This window comes from Streptosporangium sp. NPDC004631, assembly GCF_053601935.1.
In genome coordinates, this window is the sequence record NZ_JBSGCR010000002.1 from 109,789 (window position 1) to 131,882 (window position 22,094).

Annotated in this window: 20 protein-coding genes and 1 riboswitch; of the genes, 13 read left to right on the forward strand and 7 right to left on the reverse strand. The window is 69.8% G+C overall.

Annotated elements, in window-relative coordinates:
• The first annotated feature begins 43 nt into the window (after positions 1-43).
• Positions 44-195: riboswitch (cyclic di-AMP (ydaO/yuaA leader) on the forward strand.
• Positions 196-433: 238 nt separating this feature from the next.
• Positions 434-1,267 carry a hypothetical protein gene (locus ACWEF2_RS02165; protein WP_453811172.1) on the forward strand — a complete coding sequence of 278 codons (834 nt, stop codon included), beginning with the start codon at positions 434-436 and terminating at the stop codon, positions 1,265-1,267.
• A 175-nt stretch (positions 1,268-1,442) separates the two neighbouring features.
• On the opposite strand, the gene ACWEF2_RS02170 is transcribed toward ACWEF2_RS02165, so the two are convergent.
• The 5 genes from ACWEF2_RS02170 to ACWEF2_RS02190 all read right to left on the reverse strand — a co-directional run bounded on the left by ACWEF2_RS02170 (position 1,443) and on the right by ACWEF2_RS02190 (position 4,508).
• Positions 1,443-1,814 carry a hypothetical protein gene (locus tag ACWEF2_RS02170; RefSeq protein WP_355592507.1) on the reverse strand — a complete coding sequence of 124 codons (372 nt, stop codon included), beginning with the start codon at positions 1,812-1,814 and terminating at the stop codon, positions 1,443-1,445.
• Positions 1,815-1,826: 12 nt separating this feature from the next.
• Positions 1,827-2,207: a roadblock/LC7 domain-containing protein gene (locus ACWEF2_RS02175; protein ID WP_355592509.1), complete on the reverse strand. Its 381-nt coding sequence runs from the start codon at positions 2,205-2,207 to the stop codon at positions 1,827-1,829.
• A 58-nt stretch (positions 2,208-2,265) separates the two neighbouring features.
• Positions 2,266-3,240 (reverse strand): hypothetical protein, encoded by a 975-nt coding sequence (locus ACWEF2_RS02180; protein WP_453811173.1) that lies wholly within the window; start codon positions 3,238-3,240, stop codon positions 2,266-2,268.
• 4 nt (positions 3,241-3,244) lie between these two features.
• Positions 3,245-3,625 carry a roadblock/LC7 domain-containing protein gene (locus tag ACWEF2_RS02185; RefSeq protein WP_453811174.1) on the reverse strand — a complete coding sequence of 127 codons (381 nt, stop codon included), beginning with the start codon at positions 3,623-3,625 and terminating at the stop codon, positions 3,245-3,247.
• Between the two features lie 235 nt (positions 3,626-3,860).
• Complete coding sequence (locus ACWEF2_RS02190; protein WP_355592515.1) at positions 3,861-4,508, reverse strand: class II aldolase/adducin family protein; 648 nt, start codon at positions 4,506-4,508, stop codon at positions 3,861-3,863.
• 325 nt (positions 4,509-4,833) lie between these two features.
• Here ACWEF2_RS02190 and ngcE point away from each other — a divergent pair, with 325 nt between their 5' ends.
• The 4 genes from ngcE (at position 4,834) to ACWEF2_RS02210 (ending at position 8,477) form a co-directional block, all read left to right on the forward strand.
• Positions 4,834-6,273: an N-acetylglucosamine/diacetylchitobiose ABC transporter substrate-binding protein gene (ngcE, locus tag ACWEF2_RS02195; protein WP_453811175.1), complete on the forward strand. Its 1,440-nt coding sequence runs from the start codon at positions 4,834-4,836 to the stop codon at positions 6,271-6,273.
• Positions 6,274-6,279: 6 nt separating this feature from the next.
• On the forward strand, positions 6,280-7,191 hold the full coding sequence (locus ACWEF2_RS02200) for a carbohydrate ABC transporter permease (protein WP_453811176.1): 912 nt from the start codon (positions 6,280-6,282) through the stop codon (positions 7,189-7,191).
• Complete coding sequence (locus ACWEF2_RS02205) at positions 7,191-8,102, forward strand: carbohydrate ABC transporter permease (RefSeq protein WP_453811177.1); 912 nt, start codon at positions 7,191-7,193, stop codon at positions 8,100-8,102. Before ACWEF2_RS02200 ends, ACWEF2_RS02205 begins: the two co-directional genes overlap by 1 nt.
• An 84-nt stretch (positions 8,103-8,186) precedes the next feature.
• Positions 8,187-8,477, forward strand: coding sequence for a 4a-hydroxytetrahydrobiopterin dehydratase (locus tag ACWEF2_RS02210; protein WP_453811178.1), 291 nt, complete (start codon positions 8,187-8,189; stop codon positions 8,475-8,477).
• Positions 8,478-8,663: 186 nt separating this feature from the next.
• Here the strand turns inward: ACWEF2_RS02210 and ACWEF2_RS02215 are convergent, their stop codons facing one another.
• Both ACWEF2_RS02215 and ACWEF2_RS02220 read right to left on the reverse strand, forming a co-directional pair.
• On the reverse strand, positions 8,664-10,946 hold the full coding sequence (locus ACWEF2_RS02215; RefSeq protein ID WP_453811179.1) for an immune inhibitor A domain-containing protein: 2,283 nt from the start codon (positions 10,944-10,946) through the stop codon (positions 8,664-8,666).
• A 110-nt stretch (positions 10,947-11,056) separates the two neighbouring features.
• Positions 11,057-11,695 carry a GntR family transcriptional regulator gene (locus ACWEF2_RS02220; protein WP_453811180.1) on the reverse strand — a complete coding sequence of 213 codons (639 nt, stop codon included), beginning with the start codon at positions 11,693-11,695 and terminating at the stop codon, positions 11,057-11,059.
• A gap of 110 nt (positions 11,696-11,805) precedes the next feature.
• Between ACWEF2_RS02220 and ACWEF2_RS02225 the strand changes: the two genes are divergently transcribed.
• From ACWEF2_RS02225 to ACWEF2_RS02260, 8 genes are read left to right on the forward strand one after another with little or no spacing between them, the layout of a single operon-like run.
• Complete coding sequence (locus ACWEF2_RS02225; protein WP_453811181.1) at positions 11,806-14,022, forward strand: beta-galactosidase; 2,217 nt, start codon at positions 11,806-11,808, stop codon at positions 14,020-14,022.
• Positions 14,019-15,350, forward strand: coding sequence for an aminomethyl-transferring glycine dehydrogenase subunit GcvPA (gene gcvPA, locus ACWEF2_RS02230; RefSeq protein WP_453811182.1), 1,332 nt, complete (start codon positions 14,019-14,021; stop codon positions 15,348-15,350). Before ACWEF2_RS02225 ends, gcvPA begins: the two co-directional genes overlap by 4 nt.
• Entirely contained in the window at positions 15,347-16,906 is a 1,560-nt protein-coding gene (gene gcvPB / locus ACWEF2_RS02235) for an aminomethyl-transferring glycine dehydrogenase subunit GcvPB (protein WP_453811183.1), read from the forward strand. Before gcvPA ends, gcvPB begins: the two co-directional genes overlap by 4 nt.
• Complete coding sequence (locus ACWEF2_RS02240) at positions 16,903-18,177, forward strand: ATP-NAD kinase family protein (RefSeq protein ID WP_453811184.1); 1,275 nt, start codon at positions 16,903-16,905, stop codon at positions 18,175-18,177. Before gcvPB ends, ACWEF2_RS02240 begins: the two co-directional genes overlap by 4 nt.
• Positions 18,174-18,941 (forward strand): SDR family NAD(P)-dependent oxidoreductase, encoded by a 768-nt coding sequence (locus ACWEF2_RS02245; protein ID WP_453811185.1) that lies wholly within the window; start codon positions 18,174-18,176, stop codon positions 18,939-18,941. The genes ACWEF2_RS02240 and ACWEF2_RS02245 overlap by 4 nt, the downstream gene beginning before the upstream one ends.
• 38 nt (positions 18,942-18,979) lie before the next feature.
• Entirely contained in the window at positions 18,980-20,287 is a 1,308-nt protein-coding gene (locus ACWEF2_RS02250) for an ABC transporter substrate-binding protein (protein WP_453811186.1), read from the forward strand.
• Positions 20,288-20,292: 5 nt separating this feature from the next.
• On the forward strand, positions 20,293-21,231 hold the full coding sequence (locus tag ACWEF2_RS02255; protein ID WP_453811187.1) for a carbohydrate ABC transporter permease: 939 nt from the start codon (positions 20,293-20,295) through the stop codon (positions 21,229-21,231).
• 11 nt (positions 21,232-21,242) lie between these two features.
• Complete coding sequence (locus ACWEF2_RS02260; protein ID WP_453811188.1) at positions 21,243-22,094, forward strand: carbohydrate ABC transporter permease; 852 nt, start codon at positions 21,243-21,245, stop codon at positions 22,092-22,094.

Consider the following 22,094-nt stretch of genomic DNA (forward strand, 5'->3'; position numbering starts at 1 on the left):
CTAGTCGTTATCGGTCGGCGACTTGCCCTTCAGGAGAAGGAGCGGCCAACCGACGTCGAATCCCGAAGGCCCCCAGGGGGCCGCGGGAACCGGGGACCCACTTCATGGGGTGAATCCGCCGCAGGCCTGCGGCGGTAGGGCAACTCCAGCGCCCGAACCCGTCAGCTAACCCGGTAGACGAGATGGAGAGGAGATCCCCTTCATGGATCGCTGTATCGCCTTCGTCCCGGTGCCGCCTACCGTGTTCGTGCCGATCATCTAAGACTTCCTCGCCGCGCCCGGTCGCGGCACCACCTCGCATCGCGCCTCGCGTAGCGTCCGGCCCCTCCGGCTACGCCTTCTCTTCTCCGTGAGCGCGTACGCGTATACGCCCGTGTCTTCCTTGACCTCTTGTGCGGGCTGTCCTGTTCCCTCGCGAAAGAGTCTGCTTCCTATGCGTTTTTCCCCTCGTCTGCGCCATCACGTGTTCGCCGCCACCATCCTGGGTGCGAGCATCCTCACCTCCGCCGGCGTCGTCTCGGCACTCCCGGCCTCGGCCGACACCGGCTCCTCCTCGTCCGCCGACTCCGAGACCATCCTGCTCAAGGGCTCGACCAAGGCCTCCTACTTCTGGGACGACTCCTCAGGCCGGGCCGGGGACACCGGTCTGCCCGCGAGCGGCAAGCCCATGCAGAAGGGCATGATCGCGAGCCCGAGCTGGCCGCTGTTCACCGAGGGCTATGTCGTCTACAAGGGCAAGAAGGCCAAGTTCTTCGTCGGCGACCGAGGCCCCGGTATTCCCTCCAACAACGGTGTCATGATCGACCTTGACGCCAAGAGCTTCGCCGACCTGACCGGCGGCACGTTCAACCCCAGCACGCTGGGTGTGGACGGCGTCGGCGGCATGGGCCACATCAAGGTCGACTACGTCGTCACCAAGTGGGGCAACGGCGTGGGCAAGAAGAACCACCCCGTGGCGTTCGCCAGCGGCGCCTGGAAGGTCATGGACTCCAACCCGGCCGAGCCGCCGAAGGTCGTCCTCGCCGACCCGGCGCAGCCGAAGAAGGACCGGGAGGCCGACAAGACCGACCTCGCCGACGCGCCCGGGATCCTCATGCCCAACGGCGGCGTCGCCCCCGCGGCTCTCGCGCCGAAGGGCTTCCGGGACCTGAGCGGGTCACAGACCGCCCCCATCACCTCCGGCTCCGCCAACGCGCTGGCCGGCGCGGCGGGACTGGCCGCCGTGGGCGGCGCCACCTTCCTGATCGCCGGTCGTCTCAGCCGGTAGATCACGGAGCACCGCGCACCCCGGTGGATCACGGGCCGCCACATCCCGGTAGATCATGGGACGCCGCGCCCGGTGGGCCGTCAGGCGCCGCACTCCGGTGGATCACCGGTCGTCTCACCCCGGTGGGCCGCCGGCGAACGGGGTCGAGATCGCCGGGGCCCGCCGTACCGGAGGGTCAGATCTCCAGCTTCTCCTCGATGGCGCGCAGGCTGTGCCGCGCGAGCGCCAGGTTGGCCCTGACCCGGTCGAGGGCCATGTAGAGGAAGAGCCCCTTGCCGCCGCGGCCGGTGACCGGGCGGATCACGTGATACTGGTTGGTGAGCGTGATGAGGATGTCCTCGATGCCGTCCTTGATGCCCAGCGACTCCATGGTGCGCATCTTCGCCCTGACGACCTCGGTGTTACCCGCCGCCGCCACCTGGAGGTCGAGCTCCTTGGAGCCGCCGAGCGCCCCCAGGGCCATGCCGCTGTTGTAGTCCACGACCACCGCGCCGACGGCGCCGTCGATCGCCATCATCTCCTTGAGAGAGATGTCCATATTGCCCATTTCTACCTCCGGTCATTGAGTGGTCCATGTGCGGGAAGTGATGGCGGCCAGGTTCGCCGCCGTCTTGCGGCCTTCCAGTCGCAGCAGCCCGAGGTTGGCTCCCGGGCGGGCGAGGACTGTAAGGACGATCTTGGGGCCGGCCGCGTAGAGGGCCGTGTAACCGTGGGTGCCGGAGATCAGGGTCTCCTCGAAGGCGCCCTTGCCGGCCAGGCCCGTCATCCGGCGGCTGAGGGCCAGCAGGGCCGAGGAGAGCGCCCCGATCTGGTCGGCGGCACCGTTCACGTCGCTGGCTATCGGCAGACCGTCCACGCTGCACGCGATGCTTCCTTCCACGTCGGGGATCCGCTCGCGTAGCAGCGTCATCTCCCGGCGCACCTCATCACGTAGTTCCACGGGAATCCTCCTTCCGGTCCGCCTCAGCGTCCGCAGCCTTATCGGCATCGGGCCGAGCTCACGTGAGTGCCTCCAATGCGTTCCTGAGCCGGACGAGCAGGTTCACGTCGGTGGGGTCTCCCGTCGCCGGGGGAAGCCAGGGGGGTGTCTCGGCGGCGCCGGTCCAGCCCTCCCCCCAGCCGGCCCCGTTCCCCCATCCCGGCTCGTCCGCCCCGTCCGGCACGGCGTCTCGCCTCCTGGCGGTGCAGGCGGTACGTCTGGGCAGTCCGTCCGCCGACGCGCCGGGCGGTACGGCGGCCACCGTGCCGGCCGCCGCGGCGAGGGCGGCACCGGGTTCGGCGGCGGGCCCGATGACGGGGGCGGCGGGGAGCTCGCCCCTGGGCAGGCGGAGCAGCCCGGCCGCGGCCAGCTGCCGTACGGCCAGCAGCACCGAGTAGGCCGGCCGGCCGAGCCTGTGTGCCAGGTCGGCGGGGGTCGCCGTGGCATCGGCTCCCACCACCACCTCCCACTGCAGTGAGGTCAGCACCACCCCGTGGGCCGGGACGCGTCGTACGGGAACGACCGGAAGCGCGTCCAACTCGCTGGACGGCCAGACCTGGTTCAACTGCGCTCTCCTTCGCTTGCACTCCCGGAACAGTCCGGTCACGTCGAAGTGCCACTGGGCGCCGAGCCAGTGCCGCTCTCCCGGCTGGAAGGCGGACCGGCACGCCGTGGCGTCGGACAGGAAGTACGCGGCGTCGAGCACCGCGCCCAGTACGCACAGCTCCAGCTCGCCCCTGGTGAGCACGCCCTGGCGGATCAGCCGCAGGCCGCCGGGGCGGTCGTCGGTGGCGGCCCGCACGGCCTGTCGTACGGCATGGACGGAGACCCGGCCTGAGGAGGTCAGCAGGTCCTCCAGCGGCGGGGCGGCCGGGCTCTCGGCGTAGGTCACGCACCCGTCCGTGAGATAGAACGTTCCCGCCCCCTCCAGGCGGAGTGCGCCGGTGACGTGATCGCCCGCGAGCCCGCTGAGTACGTTCTCCACCGTCGGCACGGTTTCACGTTGTTATCAGTCGGCCGGAAAGGGCCTGAAGGTGGTGACGTGCCAGGGCCAGGTTGGCGCGCTGGGAATCGAGCCGCAGGTAAATCACCAGCGGACCGTCAAATACCGTTTCGAGTGGTTTTAATAAATGGTGTCCGTCGTCGGTGGTGATGATGACATCGCGGATCCGGACGGTCCCGCCGGACGAGGTCGAGGCGAGTCCGTCCACGGTCGCCCTGAGGGTCTCGCTCAACCCCGCGGCGGATCGTTCCACGTCGACGCGGCTGCTCCCGCCACGGGTCGCCACCGCCGTCCCGCTGGTCTGATCGATCAGGATCACGTCCAGCGCGCCGGGGATAGCCATGACCTCAGCCAGGCAGTCTTCGATTCCGAGCACGGGCTCTCCCTCGCCAGCGACTTCACAGCGTCGCTCGGTTAGCGTAGGGATACCACTTTGAATCCGGGAGTGTTAGACAAAAGTGAGATATGTAGGGGGAGAGGATCCGTTGCCTGGGTAGAAGATTACCCCTCCCGTGAGGGAGGTCTCTTCTTAGGTTTAGGTGATTAATGCATTTTCGTCCCGCCGAAAAGCGGTGACATGCTTCACGGGTGACTCCACGGAGGCGGCCGGCTCAGTTTTCGCGGCGGGGGAGGCGGGGAGGGGTCAGCGCCCGCAGCGCCACCGCGGAGAGCTCTTCGGCGGTGAGCACCCGGGGTTCGGTGACGGCCCTGGCCCGCACGTAGACCTCGCAGAGCCACTCCAGCAGCCGGGTCGCCTCGAAGGCCGCGGGCAGGTCGTCGCCGACGGTGATCCCGCCGTGGCTGGCCAGCAGCGCCGCCCGCCGGTCCTGGATCGCGGCGCCGACGTTGGCGGCCAGCTCCGGGGTGCCGTAGGTGGCGTAGCCGGCGACCCGGACGGTCCCGCCGAGCAGCAGCGTGTTGTAGTGGATCGCCGGTAGCTCGGTCATGGTGGTGGCGACCACCGTGGCGAAGGTGGAATGGGTGTGCACCACGGCGCGGGCGCCGGTCGCCGCGTAGACCGCCAGGTGCATGGGGGTCTCGGAGGACGGTCGCAGCTCCCCGTCGACCAGGTGTCCCTCGACGTCGATCACCGGGCAGGACTCCGGTTCCAGGTGGTCGAGGGCGATCCCGCCGGGGGTTACCGCGACCAGTTCGCCGACCCGGACGCTCAGATTTCCCGACGTCCCGATGACCAGACCGGCTTCGGCGGCCCTGCGGCCGTACTCACACAGCAGCCGACGCTGCTCCGCCAGCAACATGTCCTAAAAGTAGGGGCTTGCGGTGATGTGCGGCAAACGACCATTATCTGGTCTAGACCGGCTGACGGCCATGGGTCGTCGGGAATCGTGGATTCATTACTGTCTGACGGTTTGAGAGTCAATGATTTCGGGTGAATCGCTGGACATTGAGGATTGTTCCGTCAGAAGGCGCGCTCTTGAGCGCTCGGGATCCGGACGTGCCGCGGAGATGTCACGGCTTGGTCTAGACCGGCTTGGATCTCTTGACGGTGGACGTCGCGGATATGTGGGTTCGGGCACGAGTTCAGGAACTTTCCTTACTGATTTCCGATTCGGAAGGGGCGCGATGTCCAGCTCGGCTGGTACACCCGGAGACGTCACCCGGCGGCAGCTGTTCCGCCGGATCGGCCTGACCGCCCTGGCGGCGGGCCCCGCCACCGGGCTGCTCGGCGCGTGCGCCATCCCCGGGTCCGCCCCGGTGGCCACCTCCCCCGGCGGCCCGGTCTCCGCGGCCAACCCGTTCGGCGTCGGCGCCGCGGCCCCGCTCGAAGTGGTCATCTTCAAGGGCGGCCTCGGCGACGGCTACGCCACCGAGGTCCACGAGCCGCTCTACAGGAAGGCGTTCCCCAAGGCCACGGTCGAGCACATCGCCACCCAGCGGATCGCGCAGACCCTGCAGCCGCGCTTCGCCGGCGGCGACGTGCCGGACGTGATCGCCAACTCGGGCGCCGACCTCATGGACGGCGGAGCCCTGCAGCAGGAGGGGCAACTCCTGGACCTCACCGAGCTCTGGGAGGCCCCCGCCATCGACGATCCGAAGCGGAAGGTGCGCGACATGGTCGCCCCGGGCACCGTCGAGTCGGGTCTCATCGCCCAGCGGCCGTACCTGATGAACTACGTCTTCTCGGCCTACGGCCTCTGGTACGACTCCGTGCTGTTCGACAAGCACGGCTGGAGCCCGCCGGAGTCCTTCGAGGAGTTCAGGGCGTTCTGCGAGAAGGCCGAGGCCGTCGGCGTCACCCCGTTCGCCTACGCGGGCAGGAACGCCGCCTACTACGCCTACTGGATGATCCTCATCTCCGCGGCGAAGATCGAGGGCAACCAGTTCCTGATCGACCTCGACAACCTCGTCGACGGAGTCTGGAGGCGCGACTCGATCAGGCAGGCCGCCGCGGCCTGGGCCGAGATCGGCACGTACATGGACGGGGCGTTCGAGGGCCTGAGCCACACCGAGGTGCAGACCCAGCAGAACCAGGGCAAGGTCGCCCTCTATCCGTCCGGCTCCTGGCTGGAGAACGAGCAGAAGAGCCAGACCCCCAAGGACTTCAGGTACACCCTGGCGCCCACCCCCAGCGTCACCGCGGCGGACCAGATGCCGTTCGAGGCCATCAGGGCCGTGGCCGGTGAGGCGTATCTCGTCCCGGCCAAGGCCAAGAACCCCGAGGGCGGCCTGGAGTATCTGCGCATCATGCTCTCCAGGGAGGGCGCGCGGGGCTTCACCGAGAAGTCCGGCAGCCTCACCGTGGTGACCGGCGCCGCCGACGGCCTGCGCCTGTCACCGGGCAACGCCAGCCTCAGCGCCGCGCAGAACGCCGCCGGCGAGAACCTCGTCACCTTCAGCAGTTTCGAGAACTGGTACAGGGAACTGGAGACCGAGCTCCGCAGGCAGACGAACGCGCTGATGTTCGGCCGCGTCTCGGCCGACGAGTTCTGCGACGCCATGCAGAAGGCCGCCGACAAGACCATGGCGGACTCCGCCGTCACCAAGCAGAACCGGACGGTGTAGGCCCCGATGCGGTACGGCAGGCACCGGTTCGTCGTCGGCTTTCTCGCCGCGCCGGTGCTCCTCTACCTGGTCTTCGTGGTCAGCCCGTATGTTCAGGCGCTCTCCATCTCGCTGACCGACTGGAAGGGCGTCTCGGCCGGCCCCGGGTTCGTCGGCCTGGCGAACTACTCCCGGCTGCTGGACGACGAGGTCTTCTGGGCGGCGGTGCGGCACCACGGCGTTCTGCTGCTTGTCGTGCCGCCGGTCACCATCGCGATCGCGCTGTTCCTCTCCTTTCTGCTCAACCTGGGCGGTGGGCGGCGGGGCGGCCGGATGGCCGGGCTCGGGGGTTCGAAGGTCTACCGTGTGATCTTCTTCCTGCCCCAGGTCCTGGCGGTGGCCGTCGTCGGCGTGCTCTTTCAGGCGGTCTACCGCCCGGACGGGACCGGTGTCGTCAACGGCCTGCTGGGCAGGGTCGGCGTCGGGCCGGTCGGGTGGCTCGTCGACCCGGACCTCGCGCTGTGGTCGATCATCGGGGTGATGATCTGGCAGGCCGTCGGCTTCTACACGGTGCTGTTCTCGGCGAGCATGTCCTCCCTCCCCGGGGACGTGTTCGAGGCCGCCGCGCTGGACGGCGCGGGCCGGTTCACCCTCTTCTTCAGGATCACGCTTCCGCTGTTGTGGGACACCGTGCAGGTCGGCTGGGTCTACCTGGGCGTCGCGGCCTTCGACGGCTTCGCCCTGGTGCAGGTGCTCTCGGTGGACCGGGGCGGTCCCGACAGCTCCACGACGGTGCTCCCGCTGGAGATCTGGCGGACGGCGTTCACCTTCTCCAGGTTCGGCTACGCGTCGGCGATGGGGGTGGCGCTGTTCTTCATGACCATCACGTTCGCGGCGCTCACCCTGCGGGTGACCCGGCGCGACAGGGTCGAGTTCTGATGGCCGTGGAAGCCGCGGAAGCCGTGTGCCGCCCAGGGGCCGGCCTCCCCGCCCGGCCGCGCCGGCGCGGCCGTAGGCGCCGGCTGGGCGCGTTCGGCCCGCTGGCGCACCTCGCGCTGCTGCTCTGGGCGGCCCTGATCGTCGGCCCGATCCTCTGGACGTTCCTGGCCTCCTTCAAGACCACCACCGAGATCTTCGGCGACCCCGTCACGCTCCCGTCCTCCTACGCCTGGGACGCCTGGGGCCGGGCCTTCCAGAAGGCCCACATCGGCAGGTATCTGCTGAACACCGTCTCCGTGGTGGCGTGCGGCACCGCCGCGACCATGCTGCTCGGCTCGATGGCCGCCTACGTGCTGGCACGCCACCCGTTCCCCGGCAACCGGGTGATCTACTACCTGTTCGTCTCGGGCATGACCTTCCCGGTCTTCCTCGCCCTGGTCCCGCTGTTCTTCGTGGTCGGGAACCTCGGCCTGCTCGACACCCACCTCGGTGTGATCGTGGTCTACACCGCCTACTCGCTGCCCTTCACCGTCTTCTTCCTGTCGGCGTTCTTCAAGACGCTGCCCACCTCGGTGGCCGAGGCGGCGATGATGGACGGCTGCTCGCACACCAGGACGTTCTTCCAGATCATGGTGCCGATGGCCAGGCCCGGCCTGATCAGCGTCACGATCTTCAACATCCTGGGCCAGTGGAACCAGTATCTCCTGCCGCTGGTGCTGCTCTCCGGCAACGTCGAGGACAAGTGGCTGATCACCCAGGGGATCGCGAACATCTCCGTCAGCTCCGGCTACGAGGCCGACTGGCCCGGCCTGTTCGCCGCGCTGAGCATGGCGATCATCCCGGTCGTGATCGTTTACATCGTCTTCCAGCGCCAGATCCAGTCGGGCCTGACTGCGGGGGCCGTCAAGTGACGTCCCCGGCGGGGGCCGCGGGGGCGGCGCGCCGGGGCGCGGCCGGGCCTGGCGGTCCGGCGGCGGACGTGATCTCCTGGGCCGATGGACCTGCTTGACGACTCCGCGGTGGAACAGAGGCTGGCCGCCGTCCCCGGATGGCGGCGCGAAGGCGACGAGCTCCGCCGGACCATCAGAGCCGCCGACTTCCCCACCGCGATCCGCATCGTCGACGAGGTGGCGGTCGAGGCCGAGAGGCTCAACCACCACCCCGACATCGACATCCGCTGGCGCACCCTGCACCTGACCCTGTCCACCCACGACGCCGGCGGCCTGACCGAGCTGGACTTCACCCTCGCCGCCCGCATCGACGAGATCGCCGCCTCGCACGGCTGAGGTCCGGCCCCGGCCCCGGCGCGGCGGAGCGGGGCCGTGACGGATCCGCCGCGCCGGAGAGCGGGCGCCGGAAAGGGCCGGGAAGAGCACGGAAAGAGCACGGCCCGCGCCACCCGGAGGTGACGCGGGCCGTGTGTCCTGGTCGGGCGGGCCGTCGTGTTCAGGTCACGCCGGCCGTGCCCGGGGTCAGGAGGCCGGTCCGACCTGGACGGTCGCGCGGGCGCCGTCGTTCAGGACCGTGATGCGGGTGTTGGTGTCGGGCACCTTGACCCCGAGATCGGGGTTGGCGGCCGACCAGTAGACCCCGCTGTGGTCGTCGAAGGAGCGGACGCCGGGCTGGGAGCGGATGACCTTGGCCACGCCGTTCTTGTGAAGCTCGACCCGATCGCTGGCCGCCCTGCTGAAGGGGGCGTCGAACACCTGTGACCTGCCGTTGAGCAGTGTGAGGTCGGTCCAGGTCAGCGGGGTCGGGCGGGCGTCGATGGGCAGGATCATGCCCTCACCCGGGTGGTCCCTGGTGGTGTTGTCGGTGCGGTAGGTGTCCCAGAGCCAGACCAGCACGCCCTCCTGGTAGGGGTAGTGCTCGACGAGGTCGGTCTTGGCGGGGTCGCTGCGCCAGCCGAAGTTGTAGGGACCGGTCTTCAGGTAGGCGTTGTAGCCGGCGTACCGGCGGTTCTCCACCAGGTAGGCGCGGGAGTGGCTCTTCACGCCGACCTTGCCGATCCGGCTGAAGCCCACGGCGGTCCAGCCGTTGTCGCCGCTCTCCACGTCGTCCTGGACGACGCCGCCGATCGCGTCCACCAGGAAGCCGTTCTCCGAGGTGTTCGTGTCGGTCGAGTAGCGGAACCGGAAGTCGATCTTCTTGCCCGCGTAGGCGGTCAGGGGGAGGACAAGATCGTTCCAACCGCTGGTGCCGGTGATGCCGGTGGTGAACGGCGTGCCGCCCACGGTGCCGGGCACGGCCTGCCAGGTCTTGCCCCCGTCGATCGAGGCCTCGGGGTAGAGGAAGTCGTAGCCGTCCTCGATCTGGTACCAGACCTTGGCGGTCAGCTCGGCGGTGGTCAGTCCGGTGAGGTCGATCTGCCGGGTGAGCGTCTCGTTGAGATAGTCGCCCCTGCCGCTCCACCACTGGTAGGAGCCCTGCGCCGGGTCCACCAGCTCGGTGGAGACCACCCGCTTGGGCAGGTCGACGAGGACCGCCTGCGGATCCTTGGTGTTGTAGGAGCTGACGCCCAGGGTGTGCTTCGACGCCGTGGCGGCACCCGCCCGCTCGTAGTTCAGCCACCCGAGCTGGAGCTTGCTCCAGGCGTCCAGGTCGCCGGCGTACTCACCGGTCGGGCCGTTCTTCGAGCCGAGGTAGGACCCCGACGACATCAGCGACCAGTAGCCGACCGCGTTGTCGCCCGCCGAGGCGTACAGGTCGGGCAGGCCCAGGTCGTGGCCGAACTCGTGGGCGGTCAGGCCGACGCCGCTGTTCTCGCCCGCGGTCAGGTAGTCGCCGACCCAGATGCCGGTGTCGCCGATCTGGGTGCCGCCCTGCTTGTTGCCCGAGGGGCCCGCGGTGCCGCGCTGGTTCCAGTAGGCGAAGTAGCGGTGCGCCCACACGGCGTCGGCGCCCTGCGCGCCGCCGCCCCAGGTCTCGTCGATTCCGGCGTGCACGACCTGGTAGTGGTCGAGGTAGCCGTCGGGCTCGTTGAAGTCGCCGTCGTTGTCGTAGTCGTAGCGGTCCCAGACGTCGAAGGACTGCAGCTGCGCCTTCACGTCCTGGGCCGAGCGGCCACGGGCCAGCTCACCGGTGTACCAGGTGTTCACCGAGTCGCGGACCAGGTCCCAGTTGCTGTGGCAGATGCCGCTCTCGGTGCACCGGTCGCTGCCGTAGCGGGCCTCGTTGAACGGCACGCGCACCCAGTCGGAGACGTAGCCGTCCATGTCGTAACGGCCGGAGGACTGCACCTGGTAGAAGTTGCGCAGCGAGTTCGCCCCGGAGCGGTCGTCGAAGTACATGCCCTGGTAGGAGGACCGGCTGAAGTCGGGCTTCCAGAGGGTGTGGTTGTCCTTGCGCTTGTCCGGCTTGGGGATCTGGTTGTGCCGGGGGCCGGGCGTGCCGCCGTACTTGACCTGACCGTTGATCATGGTCTCGTTGTCGACCTGGTCGCCGAACTCGGCGAGCACGACAAAGATCCGGTCCTTGCGTTCCTGGTCCAGCTCGACGTACTTACGGCCGACGCGGACGCTCTTGCCCGCCGCGGAGCGCAGGTTCTGCCCGCCGGAGGTGATCGACTCGACGGCCTTCTTACGCAGCGACTGCTGCTCCTGCTGGAGCGGGCTGAGCTGGTTGTCGTGCCGATCGGCCGGTTTGGCGGTGTTCGCCGGCGCCGGGCGTGGATCGGCCGGGTCGGCGGAGGCGAGGCCGGGTACGGCCAGCGCCGCGGCCAGTCCGGCCGCTAGTAACACGGAGATTCTTCGCACTGGGGAGAAGTCCTTTCGGGGGTCCGCCCGGGCGTGGAGGCACGCCGGAGTGGAGGATCTTCAATGCGAAGTAATATGTCACATGTGATCTATTGGAACTAGGCCCCAATTTATGGAATACGGGACATCATGCGCTCCATGCCGTTGACCCAGTTGTTGCGGAGAGCGGCTATGGCGCCCTTCTGGTCCCCGGCGAGCAGGCGCTCGGCGATCCGGCAGTGCTCCTCGGCGGCACGTTCCATCGGGGTGCTCTCGCCGGCCACCAGGTGGGAGTAGCGGCGCATCCCGGCCTTGACGCTGGTGATCAGGTCGAGCAGCCGCTCGTTCAGGCAGCCGCCGACCAGCAGGTCGTGCCACTCGTCGTCGTGCCGCTCGATGTCCTGCTGCTCGGCGATGTTGTCGGAGAAATCCTGGGCGAGCCGGAGCAGTCTCGGCGCGATCTTCTCCAGGTAGACGGGGTCGGAGGTCTCCAGGGCCAGCGCCTCCAGCGCCGCCACGATGGCGCAGATCTCGCGGAACTCCTTCCGGCTCACCGGTGCGAACCGGAAGCCCCTGCCCTGGTTGCTCTCCAGTACGCCCTCGCCCGCGAGCGTTATCAGGGCCTCGCGCAGGGGGGTGCGGCTGACGCCCAGTTCCGCGGCCAGGGACGCCTCGTTGATGTCCGTCCCCGCAGCGAAGTCGCCTCGGTCGAGCCGGAGCATGAGCTCCTCGCGGATCTGCTCGCGGAGAGGGCGCCGCTCGATCGCCATGGCACTCCTTGTGTTGATCTTGTACGAAATCGCACCGCTTGACGCGATGCAAAATATTGTACTATGAATTCTGCATACAAAATATTACAGGTCGTAGATCGGAGTTATGGGTGGGTCTGACCAGAGTTCCCGGTCTCCTGTTCGGCGGTGACTATAACCCCGAGCAGTGGCCGGAGCATGTCTGGGACGAAGACGTCCGGCTGATGGCCGAGGCCGGGGTGAACATGGCGACCGTCGCCGTCTTCTCCTGGTCCCGCCTCGAACCCCGGCCGGGGGAGTACGACTTCGGCTGGCTGGACCGGATCATGGACCTCCTCCACGAGCACGGTGTCGCCGCCGACCTGGCCACCGCCACCGCCACCCCGCCGCCCTGGCTGGTCCGGGAGCACCCCGACGTGCTGCCGGTGGACGCGGCCGGGACGCGCCTGGACTTCGGCTCCCGGCAGAGCTACTGCCCCAGCTCCCCGGTCTTCCGCGCCGCCACGGTACGGCTGGCGCGCGTCATGGCCGAGCGCTACCGGGACCACCCGGCACTGGCCATGTGGCACATCGGCAACGAGTACGCCGACCACACGGTCGAGTGCTTCTGCGAGGAGTCGGCCAGGCACTTCCGCCGCTGGCTAGGGGCCCGCCACGGCTCGATCGACGGCCTGAACACCGCCTGGGGCACCTCCTGCTGGGGGCAGCACTACACCGCGTTCGACCAGGTCAACCCGCCCCGCAAGGCGCCGGGTCCGGTCAACCCCGCGCAGGTCCTCGACTGGCGCCGCTTCTGCTCCGACGCGCTGCTTGAGTGCTTCGAGCTGGAGAAGGCCGTGCTCCGCGAGGCCACCCCGGACGTCCCGGTGACCACCAACTTCATGAGCATCCTGCACGGCCTGGACTACTGGAAGTGGGCCGAGGCCGAGGACGTCGTCAGCGACGACGCCTACCCCGACCCCGCCGACCCCGCCTCGCACGTGGCCGTCGCGCTCAGCTACGACCTGATGCGCTCGCTGAAGCGGCAGCCGTGGATCCTGCTGGAGCAGGCCGCGAGCGCGGTGAGCTGGCGCGAGGTCAACGCGCCCAAGCCGCCGGGCCTGATGCGCCTGCACAGCCTGCAGGCCCTCGCCCACGGGGCGGACGGCGCGATGTTCTTCCAGTGGCGGCAGGCGAGGTACGGCCCGGAGAAGTTCCACTCCGCGCTGCTGCCGCACGGCGGAACCGCCGCGCGCGGCTGGCGGGACACCCTCAGGCTCGGCGCCGACCTCCGGCGGCTCGCCGAGATCGCCGGGTCGCGGACGGACGCCGAGGTGGCGCTGGTCCTCGACTGGGAGAGCTGGTGGGGGCTGGAGGCCCCCGAGTCGATGCCCTCCAACCGGCTCAGGCTCAAGGAGCTCCTGCAGGCGTGGTACGGACCGCTGCACGCCCGCGGCTTCGCGGTGGACCTCGTCCCGCCGGGCCGGGACCTGTCCGGCTACCGCGTGGTGATCGCCCCCAACCTCTACATGTGCACCGAGGAGCAGGCCGGGTGGCTGGCAACCTTCGGCGGGCACCTCGTCGTCGGCCCGTTCAGCGGTGTCGTGGACCCGGACGACCAGGTCCACGACGGCGGTGCCCCCGGCCCCCTGCGCCCCCTCCTCGGCCTGACCGTGGACGAGTTCTGGCCGCTGCCCGACGGCCGCGTCCAGCGGGTACGGCTCGCCCCCGGAACCCCGGAGGGCGAGCCGCGGGCCGTACCGGCGCGGACCTGGGCCGAGTGGCTCAGGGTCGCCGACGCCGAGGTGCTCGCCCGCTACGAGGGCGGGGACCTGGACGGCCAGGCCGCGATCACCCGGCGCGGGAACGTGACCTACCTCGGCTGTCTGCTCGACGACGTCACCCCGGTGCTCTCGGAGGTCCTGGCCGCCGCGGGCGTCGAGCCGGTGGCCGACGTGCCGCACGGTGTCGAGGCCACCCGCCGGGACGGCTACCTCTTCCTGCTCAACCACCAGACCTCCGCCGCCGTGGTCGACCTCCGGGAGCCGGGTGTCGACCTGCTCACCGGACGCGACCTGAGCGGCCGGATCGAGATCCCGGCCCGTGACGCCGTGGTGCTCCGCACCGCCCCCCGGCCGACCGGCGCCGGCCCCCGGACCGGCACCGCCCCCGAGGCCGGAACCGGCCCCCAGACCGGCACCGCCGCCCCCCGGCCGCTCGGTCCCGACCCCGAGACCGGAACCGGCCCCCGCCCCACCGGTCCCGGGGCGGGGCCGAGCGGCGCCGGCGCCGTCCCCCATGCCCTCATCGACGCTGGCGCCGGCCCCCTCACCGGCACCGGCGTCCAGTCAACCGAAGGAGAACGGTGACACATCCCTACATCCCCAACGCCGAGCCGGGCGTAAGGGCCGAGATGCTCGCCGCAATCGGCGCCGCGAGCGTCGAGGACTTCTACGCGGACATCCCGGCCGGCCTCCGCCTCGACCGGCCCCTGAACCTGCCCGAGCCGATGGCCTCGGAGCAGGAACTGGTCACGCACATGCGGCGGCTGCTGGCTCGCAACACCGACACGACCGAGGCCCTCAGCTTCCTCGGCCACGGCTGCTACCCCCACCACGTGCCGGCCGTCTGCGACGAGGTCAACGGCCGGAGCGAGTTCCTCACCGCCTACGCGGGCGAGCCGTACGAGGACCACGGCCGTTTCCAGGCGACGTTCGAGTATCTCAGCATGATGGCCGAACTCCTGGAGCTGGACGTCGTCAACGTCCCCACCTACGACGGCTACCAGGCCGCGGGGACCGCCCTGCGGATGGCCGCCCGCTACACCGGCAGGTCCAAGGTGCTCGTCAGCGGCGCCGTCGCCGCGGACAAGATGAGCAAGATCCGCGACTTCCTCACCCCCGACATCGAGATCGTCGTCGCCCCGGTCGGACCGGCGGGCGAGATCGGCGAGGTGCGGATCGACGAGACCTTCGCAGCGATCTACCTGGAGACCCCGAACGTCTACGGCGTCGTGGAGACCAGGGGCCGTGAGCTCGCCGACCTGGCACACGCCGCCGGCGCGCTGCTGGTCGTCTCCACCGACCCGATCTCGCTGGGCGTGCTCGCCCCGCCCGCCTCCTACGGCGCCGACATCGCCTGCGGTGACATCCAGTCGCTCGGCATGCACCAGAGCTACGGCGGCGGCCAGGCCGGATACATCGCCACCCGCGACGAGGAGCGCCTGGTCGCCGAGTTCCCCTCGCGGATCTTCGGCATCGCGCCCACCAAGGTCCCCGGCGAGTACGGCTTCGGCGACGTCTTCTACGACCGGACCTCCTTCGCCATCCGCGAAGAGGGCAAGGAATGGGTGGGGACCGCGGCCGCCCTGTGGGGCATCACGGCGGGGGTCTACCTCGCGCTGATGGGCCCCGAGGGCATGCGTGAGATCGGTGAGACGATCCTGGCCCGCACCCGCTACGCGATGAACCGGCTGTCGGAGGCCGGGGCCCGGGTGTTGCATGGCGACGCCATCCACTTCCGCGAGTTCGCGATCGAGGTGCCCTCGGCGGACGCGCTCCTGGCCGCCCTCCGTGAGCGCGGCATCTTCGGCGGTGTCCGGCTGGACGACCGCACGCTGCTGGTCTGCGTGACCGAGCGGCACTCCAGGGACGACATCGACAGGCTGGCGGCAGCCGTACAGGAGGAGCTCGCATGAGTGGGCACGCAGGAGAGCCGTTCGCCGAGCTGCCGGTCGCACCCAAACCGGGGCTGCGCCGGTTCCACCAGGCTCGCTGGGACGAGCCGATCATCTTCGAGCAGTCGCGGCCGGGGCGCCGGGGCATCGCTGTACCGGCCGCCGGTGTGCCGGCCGTGGAGCTCCCCGACTCGGTACGGCGCGCCACGCCGCCGAAGCTGCCCGAGATGTCGCAGCTGCACGTGCTGCGGCACTACGTCCGGCTGTCGCAGGAGAACCTCGGCGTCGACCAGGCCATCGCGGTCGGCCAGGGCACCTGCACCATGAAGTACAGCCCCAAGGTCAACGACCGCTTCGTCAGCGACCCCAAGGTGGCCGAGCTCCACCCGCTCCAGCCCGACGACACCGTCCAGGGCGTTCTGGAGATCTACTGGCGGCTGGAGAGGATGCTCAGCGAGATCTCCGGCATGCACCGGGTCTCGCTCCAGCCCGGCTCGGGGTCGGCCGCGATCTACGCCAACGTCTCGATGATCCGCGCCTACCACGCCTCGCGCGGCGAGGGGGAGCAGCGCGACCAGATCATCACCACCATGTTCTCCCACCCGTCCAACGCGGCCTGCGCCAAGACCGCCGGGTACGAGATCATCACGCTGATGCCGGACGCGGACGGCTACCCGGACATCGAGGCCCTGCGCGCCGCCGTCGGTCCCCGCACCGCGGCCCTGCTGATCACCAACCCCGAGGACACGGGCATCTTCAACCCGCGCATCGCGGAGTTCGTGGACATCGTCCACCGGGCCGGCGGCCTGGCCTGCTACGACCAGGCCAACGCCAACGGGCTGCTGGGCATCACCCGCGCCGCCGACGCCGGGTTCGACCTGTGCCACTTCAACCTGCACAAGACCTTCTCCACCCCGCACGCGTGCGGCGGCCCGGCGGCCGGAGCGTGCGGCGTCTCCGAGGCGCTCGTGCCGTTCCTGCCGGGCCCGACCGTGGAGTTCGACGGGGAGCGCTACCGGCTCGACGCCGACCACCCGCGGTCGGTCGGCAAGATCCGCCCGTTCCTCGGCGTCACCCCGAACGTGGTCCGCGCCTACGCCTGGGCCATGGCGCTGGGCGCCAAGGGCCTGCGCGAGGTCGCCGAGATCGCGGTGCTCAACAACAACTACCTGTTGCACAAGATCCTGCAGATCCCCGGCGCCTCGGCCCCCTGGGACCGGCGCCGCGTGGAACAGGTCCGCTACTCCTGGCAGGAGCTGTTCGAGGAGACGGGCGTGCACTCGGAGGAGATCGGCGTCCGCGCCGCCGACTTCGGCGTGCACTACTGGACCAGCCACCACCCCTTCGTGGTCCCCGAGCCCTTCACCCTGGAGCCGACGGAGTCCTACTCCCAGGAGGACCTCGACGAGTACGCCGCGATCCTCTCCAACGTCGCCGACGAGGCCCGTCGCGACCCCGAGTTCGTCAAGGGAGCCCCGTACAACCAGACCGTCCACAAGATCGACCAGACGTCGCTGGACGACCCCAAGCAGTGGTCGCCCACCTGGCGTGCCTACACCCGGAAGCATCTGACATGATCTCCGACCGGCCGGTGGCCTCCACCACGCCCCGGACCGCCGCGCAGCCGGCGGTCCCCGCCACGCGCAGGGCCGTCTCGCACGAGCCCGCGTCCCCGGGGAACGGAACCTTCACGGTCGGGTTGATCGTCAACCCGGTCGCGGGGGTGGGAGGCCCGGCCGGGCTCAAGGGCAGCGACGGCGCCGACGTCCAGCGGGAGGCACTGGCCAGGGGGGCCTCCCGGAGGGCCGCCGACCGCGCGGCGCAGGCCGTACGGGCCCTGCTGGCCCGGCGACCCGGCACCAGGATCGTGACCGTCGCCGGGGCGATGGGCGAGGACAGCGTGCGGGCCGCCGGCGGCGTCCCCGAGCTGCTGCGGCTCGTCCCCGGCGACCCGTCGTCCTCGCGGGACACCACGGCGGCCGTCGAGGCGATGAAGGACGTCGACCTGCTGCTGTTCGCCGGGGGGGACGGTACGGCCAGGGACGTGCTCGACGGCTCGCCGTCCTACCCGGTGCTCGGCATCCCCGCGGGGGTGAAGGTCTACTCCGGTTGCTTCGCGGTCAGCCCGGCCACGGCGGGGGTCATGGCCGCCGAGTTCGTCCCCGGCGCCCGGGAGGCCGGGCAATCCGGGGGCGCCGGGGACGCCGGTGGCACGATCGAGGCGGAGGTGGTGGACCTCGACGAGCGGGTCTACCGGAGAGGCGGGGTGAGTCCCCGGCTGTACGGAACGCTCCAGGTGCCCGCGGTCAAGGCGCGCCTGTCGGGCCGCAAGGTCGGCTCCTCGGCGGCGGCCCCCGGGTCGGCCGAGGGCATCGCCTGGGAGGTCGTGGCCCGGATGCGGCCCGGCGCCCGCTACATCCTCGGCCCCGGCGCCACCACCATGGCCCTCGGCCGGCTGCTCGGCCTGCCCACCACGTTGCTGGGGGTGGACGTGGTCCAGGACGGCGAGCTGATCGCCGCGGACGTGGCCGAGCAGGAGCTGCTGGACCTCGTCGAAGGACGGGAGAGCTACGCCGTCCTGTCGGTGATCGGGGGGCAGGGGTTCGTGCTCGGGCGGGGCAACCAGCAGATCAGCCCGGCCGTACTAAAAAAGATCATGACCTCCGGAGGGCTGGTCGTCCTGGCCACCCAGCAGAAGCTCGCCGATCTGGGTGGGCGTCCGCTGCTGGCCGACACCGGAGACCCGGAGGCGGACGCCCTCGTCGAGGGCCACGTCCGTGTCATCACCGGATATCGCGAGAGCGCGATGTACCGGATCCGTTCCGCTATGGAGGAGTGCCCGGCATGACCACCCTGACTCAGGCCCTGAACGGCAAGGTCGCCATCGTCACCGGCGGCGCGTCCGGCATCGGCCGGGCCACCGCGCTGCTCTTCGCCCGCCAGGGCGCGGCCGTGGTGGTCGCCGACATCGACGGCTCCGGCGCCGCCAAGGTCGTGAAGGAGATCGAGGCCGAGGGCGGCAGGGCGGTGGCGGCCGAGACGGACGTGGCCTCCGAGCCCGACTGCGAACGGGCCGTACGGACCGCGGTGGAGACCTTCGGGGGCCTGCACGTGCTGTTCAACAACGCCGGGATCATCCGCCGCACCACCGCCCTGGATCTCTCGGCCGACGAGTGGGACCGGGTCATGGCGGTCAACGTCCGCTCGGTCTTCCTGATGTGCAAGCACGCTATCCCCGCCATGACCGAGGGCGGCGCGATCGTGAACACCGGCTCCGGCTGGGGGCTCAAGGGCGGCGGCAACGCCATCTCCTACTGCGCCTCCAAGGCGGCCGTGGTCAACATGACCCGGGCGCTGGCCATCGACCACGCCAAAGCCGGAATCCGCGTCAACTCCGTCAACCCCGGCGACACCGACACCCCCATGCTCCGCGACGAGGCCCGCCAGCTGTCGGAGGACTGGACGGCCTTCGCCGCCGACGCCGCCGACCGCCCGATGGGCCGCTCCGGAACCCCCGACGAGATCGCCCAGGCCGTTCTCTTCCTGGCCAGTGACGCCGCCAGTTACGTCACCGGAGCGGCCCTGGTCGTCGACGGTGGCGGACTCGCGTAACCCACCCCCGTAATAAAAATCCCCCCAGGAGGCACACCGTGTCTTTTTCCGTTTCCAAAAAAGCTCTGGCCGCGGCGGCCCTCGCCCTGGCCGCCGTCACCACCGCCGCCTGTAGCGGCAGTGGCGGCGGCGCGTCCACCGGCGGCGCGTCCGCGGGCGGAAAAGTCACCATCAGGTGGTCCACCTGGGGCTCGGCCGACGACGTCAAGCTCTACAAGGGCTTCAACGACGACTTCATGAAGCGCCACCCGAACATCGTGCTGAAGCTGGAGTCGGTCCCCAAGTACGAGGACTACCACCCCAAGCTTCTGACCCAGCTCACCTCCAAGACCGCGCCCGACGTCTTCTTCGTCGGTGACGACCACGTCGGCAAGTTCGTCGCGGCCGGGGTGCTCGCCCCGCTCAACGACAAGCTCTCCGGCGCCGACAGCAAGAGCAGGCCCGAGGACTTCTTCGACGGCGTGTACGGCGGGGCCAAGAAGGACGGCCAGATCTACGGTGTGCCCAACGACACCAACCCCGAGGTGCTCTGGTACGGCAAGAAGGCGCTCAAGGACGCCGGGATCACCGAGGACCCGGCCGAGCTGAACGCGGCCGGCACCTGGACCATGGCCAAGTATCTGGAGATGAACGCCAAGCTCAAGGCCGCGGGCAAGGCCGGCTCCCTCTTCTGGAACTGGTACGGCTCGACCTACAGCGTCATCGGCGGCTTCGGCGGCAAGGTCTGGGACGGCGGCAGGTTCGTCGCCACGACCGACCCCAAGTCCCGCAAGGCCCTGGAGACCCTGGCCAAGGGATACGCGGACAAGACCTTCCTCTCCGTCGACGTGCTGCCCGCGGGCAACGGCGCCGAGACCCGGTTCCTCAAGGGCGACGCGGGCTTCTACGCCGGCGGTCGCTGGGTGATCGACGCGCTGAGGAAGGGCGGTGACCTGGCCAACTACGACATCGTGCCGTTCCCGTCGGAGACCGGCCAGCCGATGTCCGGCGCGGTCGCGGCCTCCTACCTCGCGCTGAACAAGGACTCCAAGAACGCCAAGGAGGCGTTCACCTTCCTGACCGAGTTCGTCAGCAAGGAGGGCCAGCTCCTGCGGCTCAAGGGCGGCGGCGCGGTCCCCTCGATCAAGGGCGCCGAGCAGGTCGTGCTGGACGACAACTACCCGGCGCACGCCCAGACGTTCCTCGACGTCCGGAACACCGGCTTCGCCAACTACCCCGACGAGGTCGCCGTGCCCGGCCTCACCAAGGAGATCAACGACCACCTGCTGAAGGTCTGGACCGGGAAGATCCCGTTCGAGCGGGGCATGACCGAACTCCAGTCCCTCGTCGACGGCAAGATCGGATAGGGGGCGTGGGCGCAGTCACCGGGACGCGCCCCACCCCGAAGACCCGGACCGCACGCGCGACGGCGCGCGTGCGGCACCGGGACGGCTGGTGGGCCGCCTTCTTCCTCGCCCCGCAGGTGCTCGGCCTGCTCGCGTTCCTGGTCTTCCCGCTCGGGTTCGCGATCGTGCTCGCGTTCATGAAGTGGGACGGGCTGGGGGAGAAGTCCTGGGTCGGCTTCGACAACTTCGCGGCCCAGTTCTCCGACCCCGAATTCGGCATCGCGGTCTGGAACACCGTCAAGCTGGCCTTCTTGACGGTCCCCGTGGGGCTGGCGCTCGCGCTGCTCGTCGCGGTCGCGCTGAACCACGTCAGGGGCAAGACCTTCTACCGGGTCGTCTACTTCCTGCCGGTGATCACCAGCTCGGTCGCGGTGGCCGTGATGTGGCAGGTCATCCTCTCCAGCGGCGACTACGGCGTCCTGAACACCACCGTGCGCGACTGGTTCGGCGTCACACTGCCCGACTGGCTCGACGACCCGGCCTGGGTGATGGTGGCCATCGCGGTGGTGACCATCTGGTCCTCGCTCGGCCTCAACGTCGTGATCTTCCTGGCCGGGCTGCAGACCATCCCGCCGTCGCTGGTGGAGGCCGCCCGCATCGACGGCGCCGGCCCGGTCCGCGTCTTCCGCTCGGTGACGCTGCCGATGATCTCGCCGACCCTCTTCTTCTCCACCGTGGTCGCGGTGATCAGCTCGTTCCAGGCTTTCGACCAGATCTACGTGCTGGTCAACCCGGCCCACAACGACGGTGCCCGCACGATCGTCTACCAGGTCTACGACCTGGGCTTCGTGGACTTCGAGTTCGGCATGAGCAGCGCCGCCTCGCTGATCCTGCTGGCGCTGACCCTGCTCGTCACCCTCGTCCAGTTCGGGGCGCAGCGGCGCTTCGTGCACTACGACTCCTAAGGGGACCGTCGATGGCTGCTACCCCCGGCATCCCCGTCTCCCGCCGCCTGGGACAGGCCGGCCTGCACGCCGCGCTCATCGCCGGCGGCCTGGCGATGCTCTTCCCGTTCGTCTGGATGCTGCTCACCTCGTTCAAGAGCGTGCACCAGATGCTCAACGCGCCGCTCGACTGGCTGCCCAACCCCTGGCGGGCGCAGAACTACCCGGACGCGTTCGGCGCGCTGCCCTTCGCCCAGGCGTACTGGAACAGCTTCTACATCGCGGTCCTCAACGTGGTGCTCACCCTGGTCACCTCGGCGATGGCCGCCTACGCCTTCGCCAGGATCCGCTTCCGCGGCTCCGGCCTGCTCTTCGGCCTCTTCCTGGCCACCCAGATGGTGCCGGTGCAGACGACCGTCGTCCCGCTCTACCTGATGCTGGCCCAGCTGGGCTGGGTCGACTCGCACCTGGCGCTGATCGTGCCCGGCTACGTGAACCCCTTCGCGGTCTTCCTGCTGCGCCAGTTCATCCGGGCGGTCCCGATCGAGCTGGAGGAGGCCGCCCGCATCGACGGCGCCAACCGCTGGACGATCTTCTGGCGGATCGTGCTGCCCAACATCAGGCCCGGCATGGGCGCGCTCGGCATCATCGTCTTCCTGGCCAGCTGGAACAGCTTCTTCTTCCCGCTGATCTTCCTGAACTCGCCGGAGCTGGCGACCGTGCCGCTGCTGGTCAGCCAGTTCGCCGGGCAGCACGGCGCCGTCGACTACGGCCTGACCCTCGCCGCCTCGGCCATCTCGGTCATCCCGATGATGATCGCCTTCCTGATCGGCCAGCGGCGCATCCTCAACAGCATGGCCATGTCCGGCCTGGGAGGACGCTGA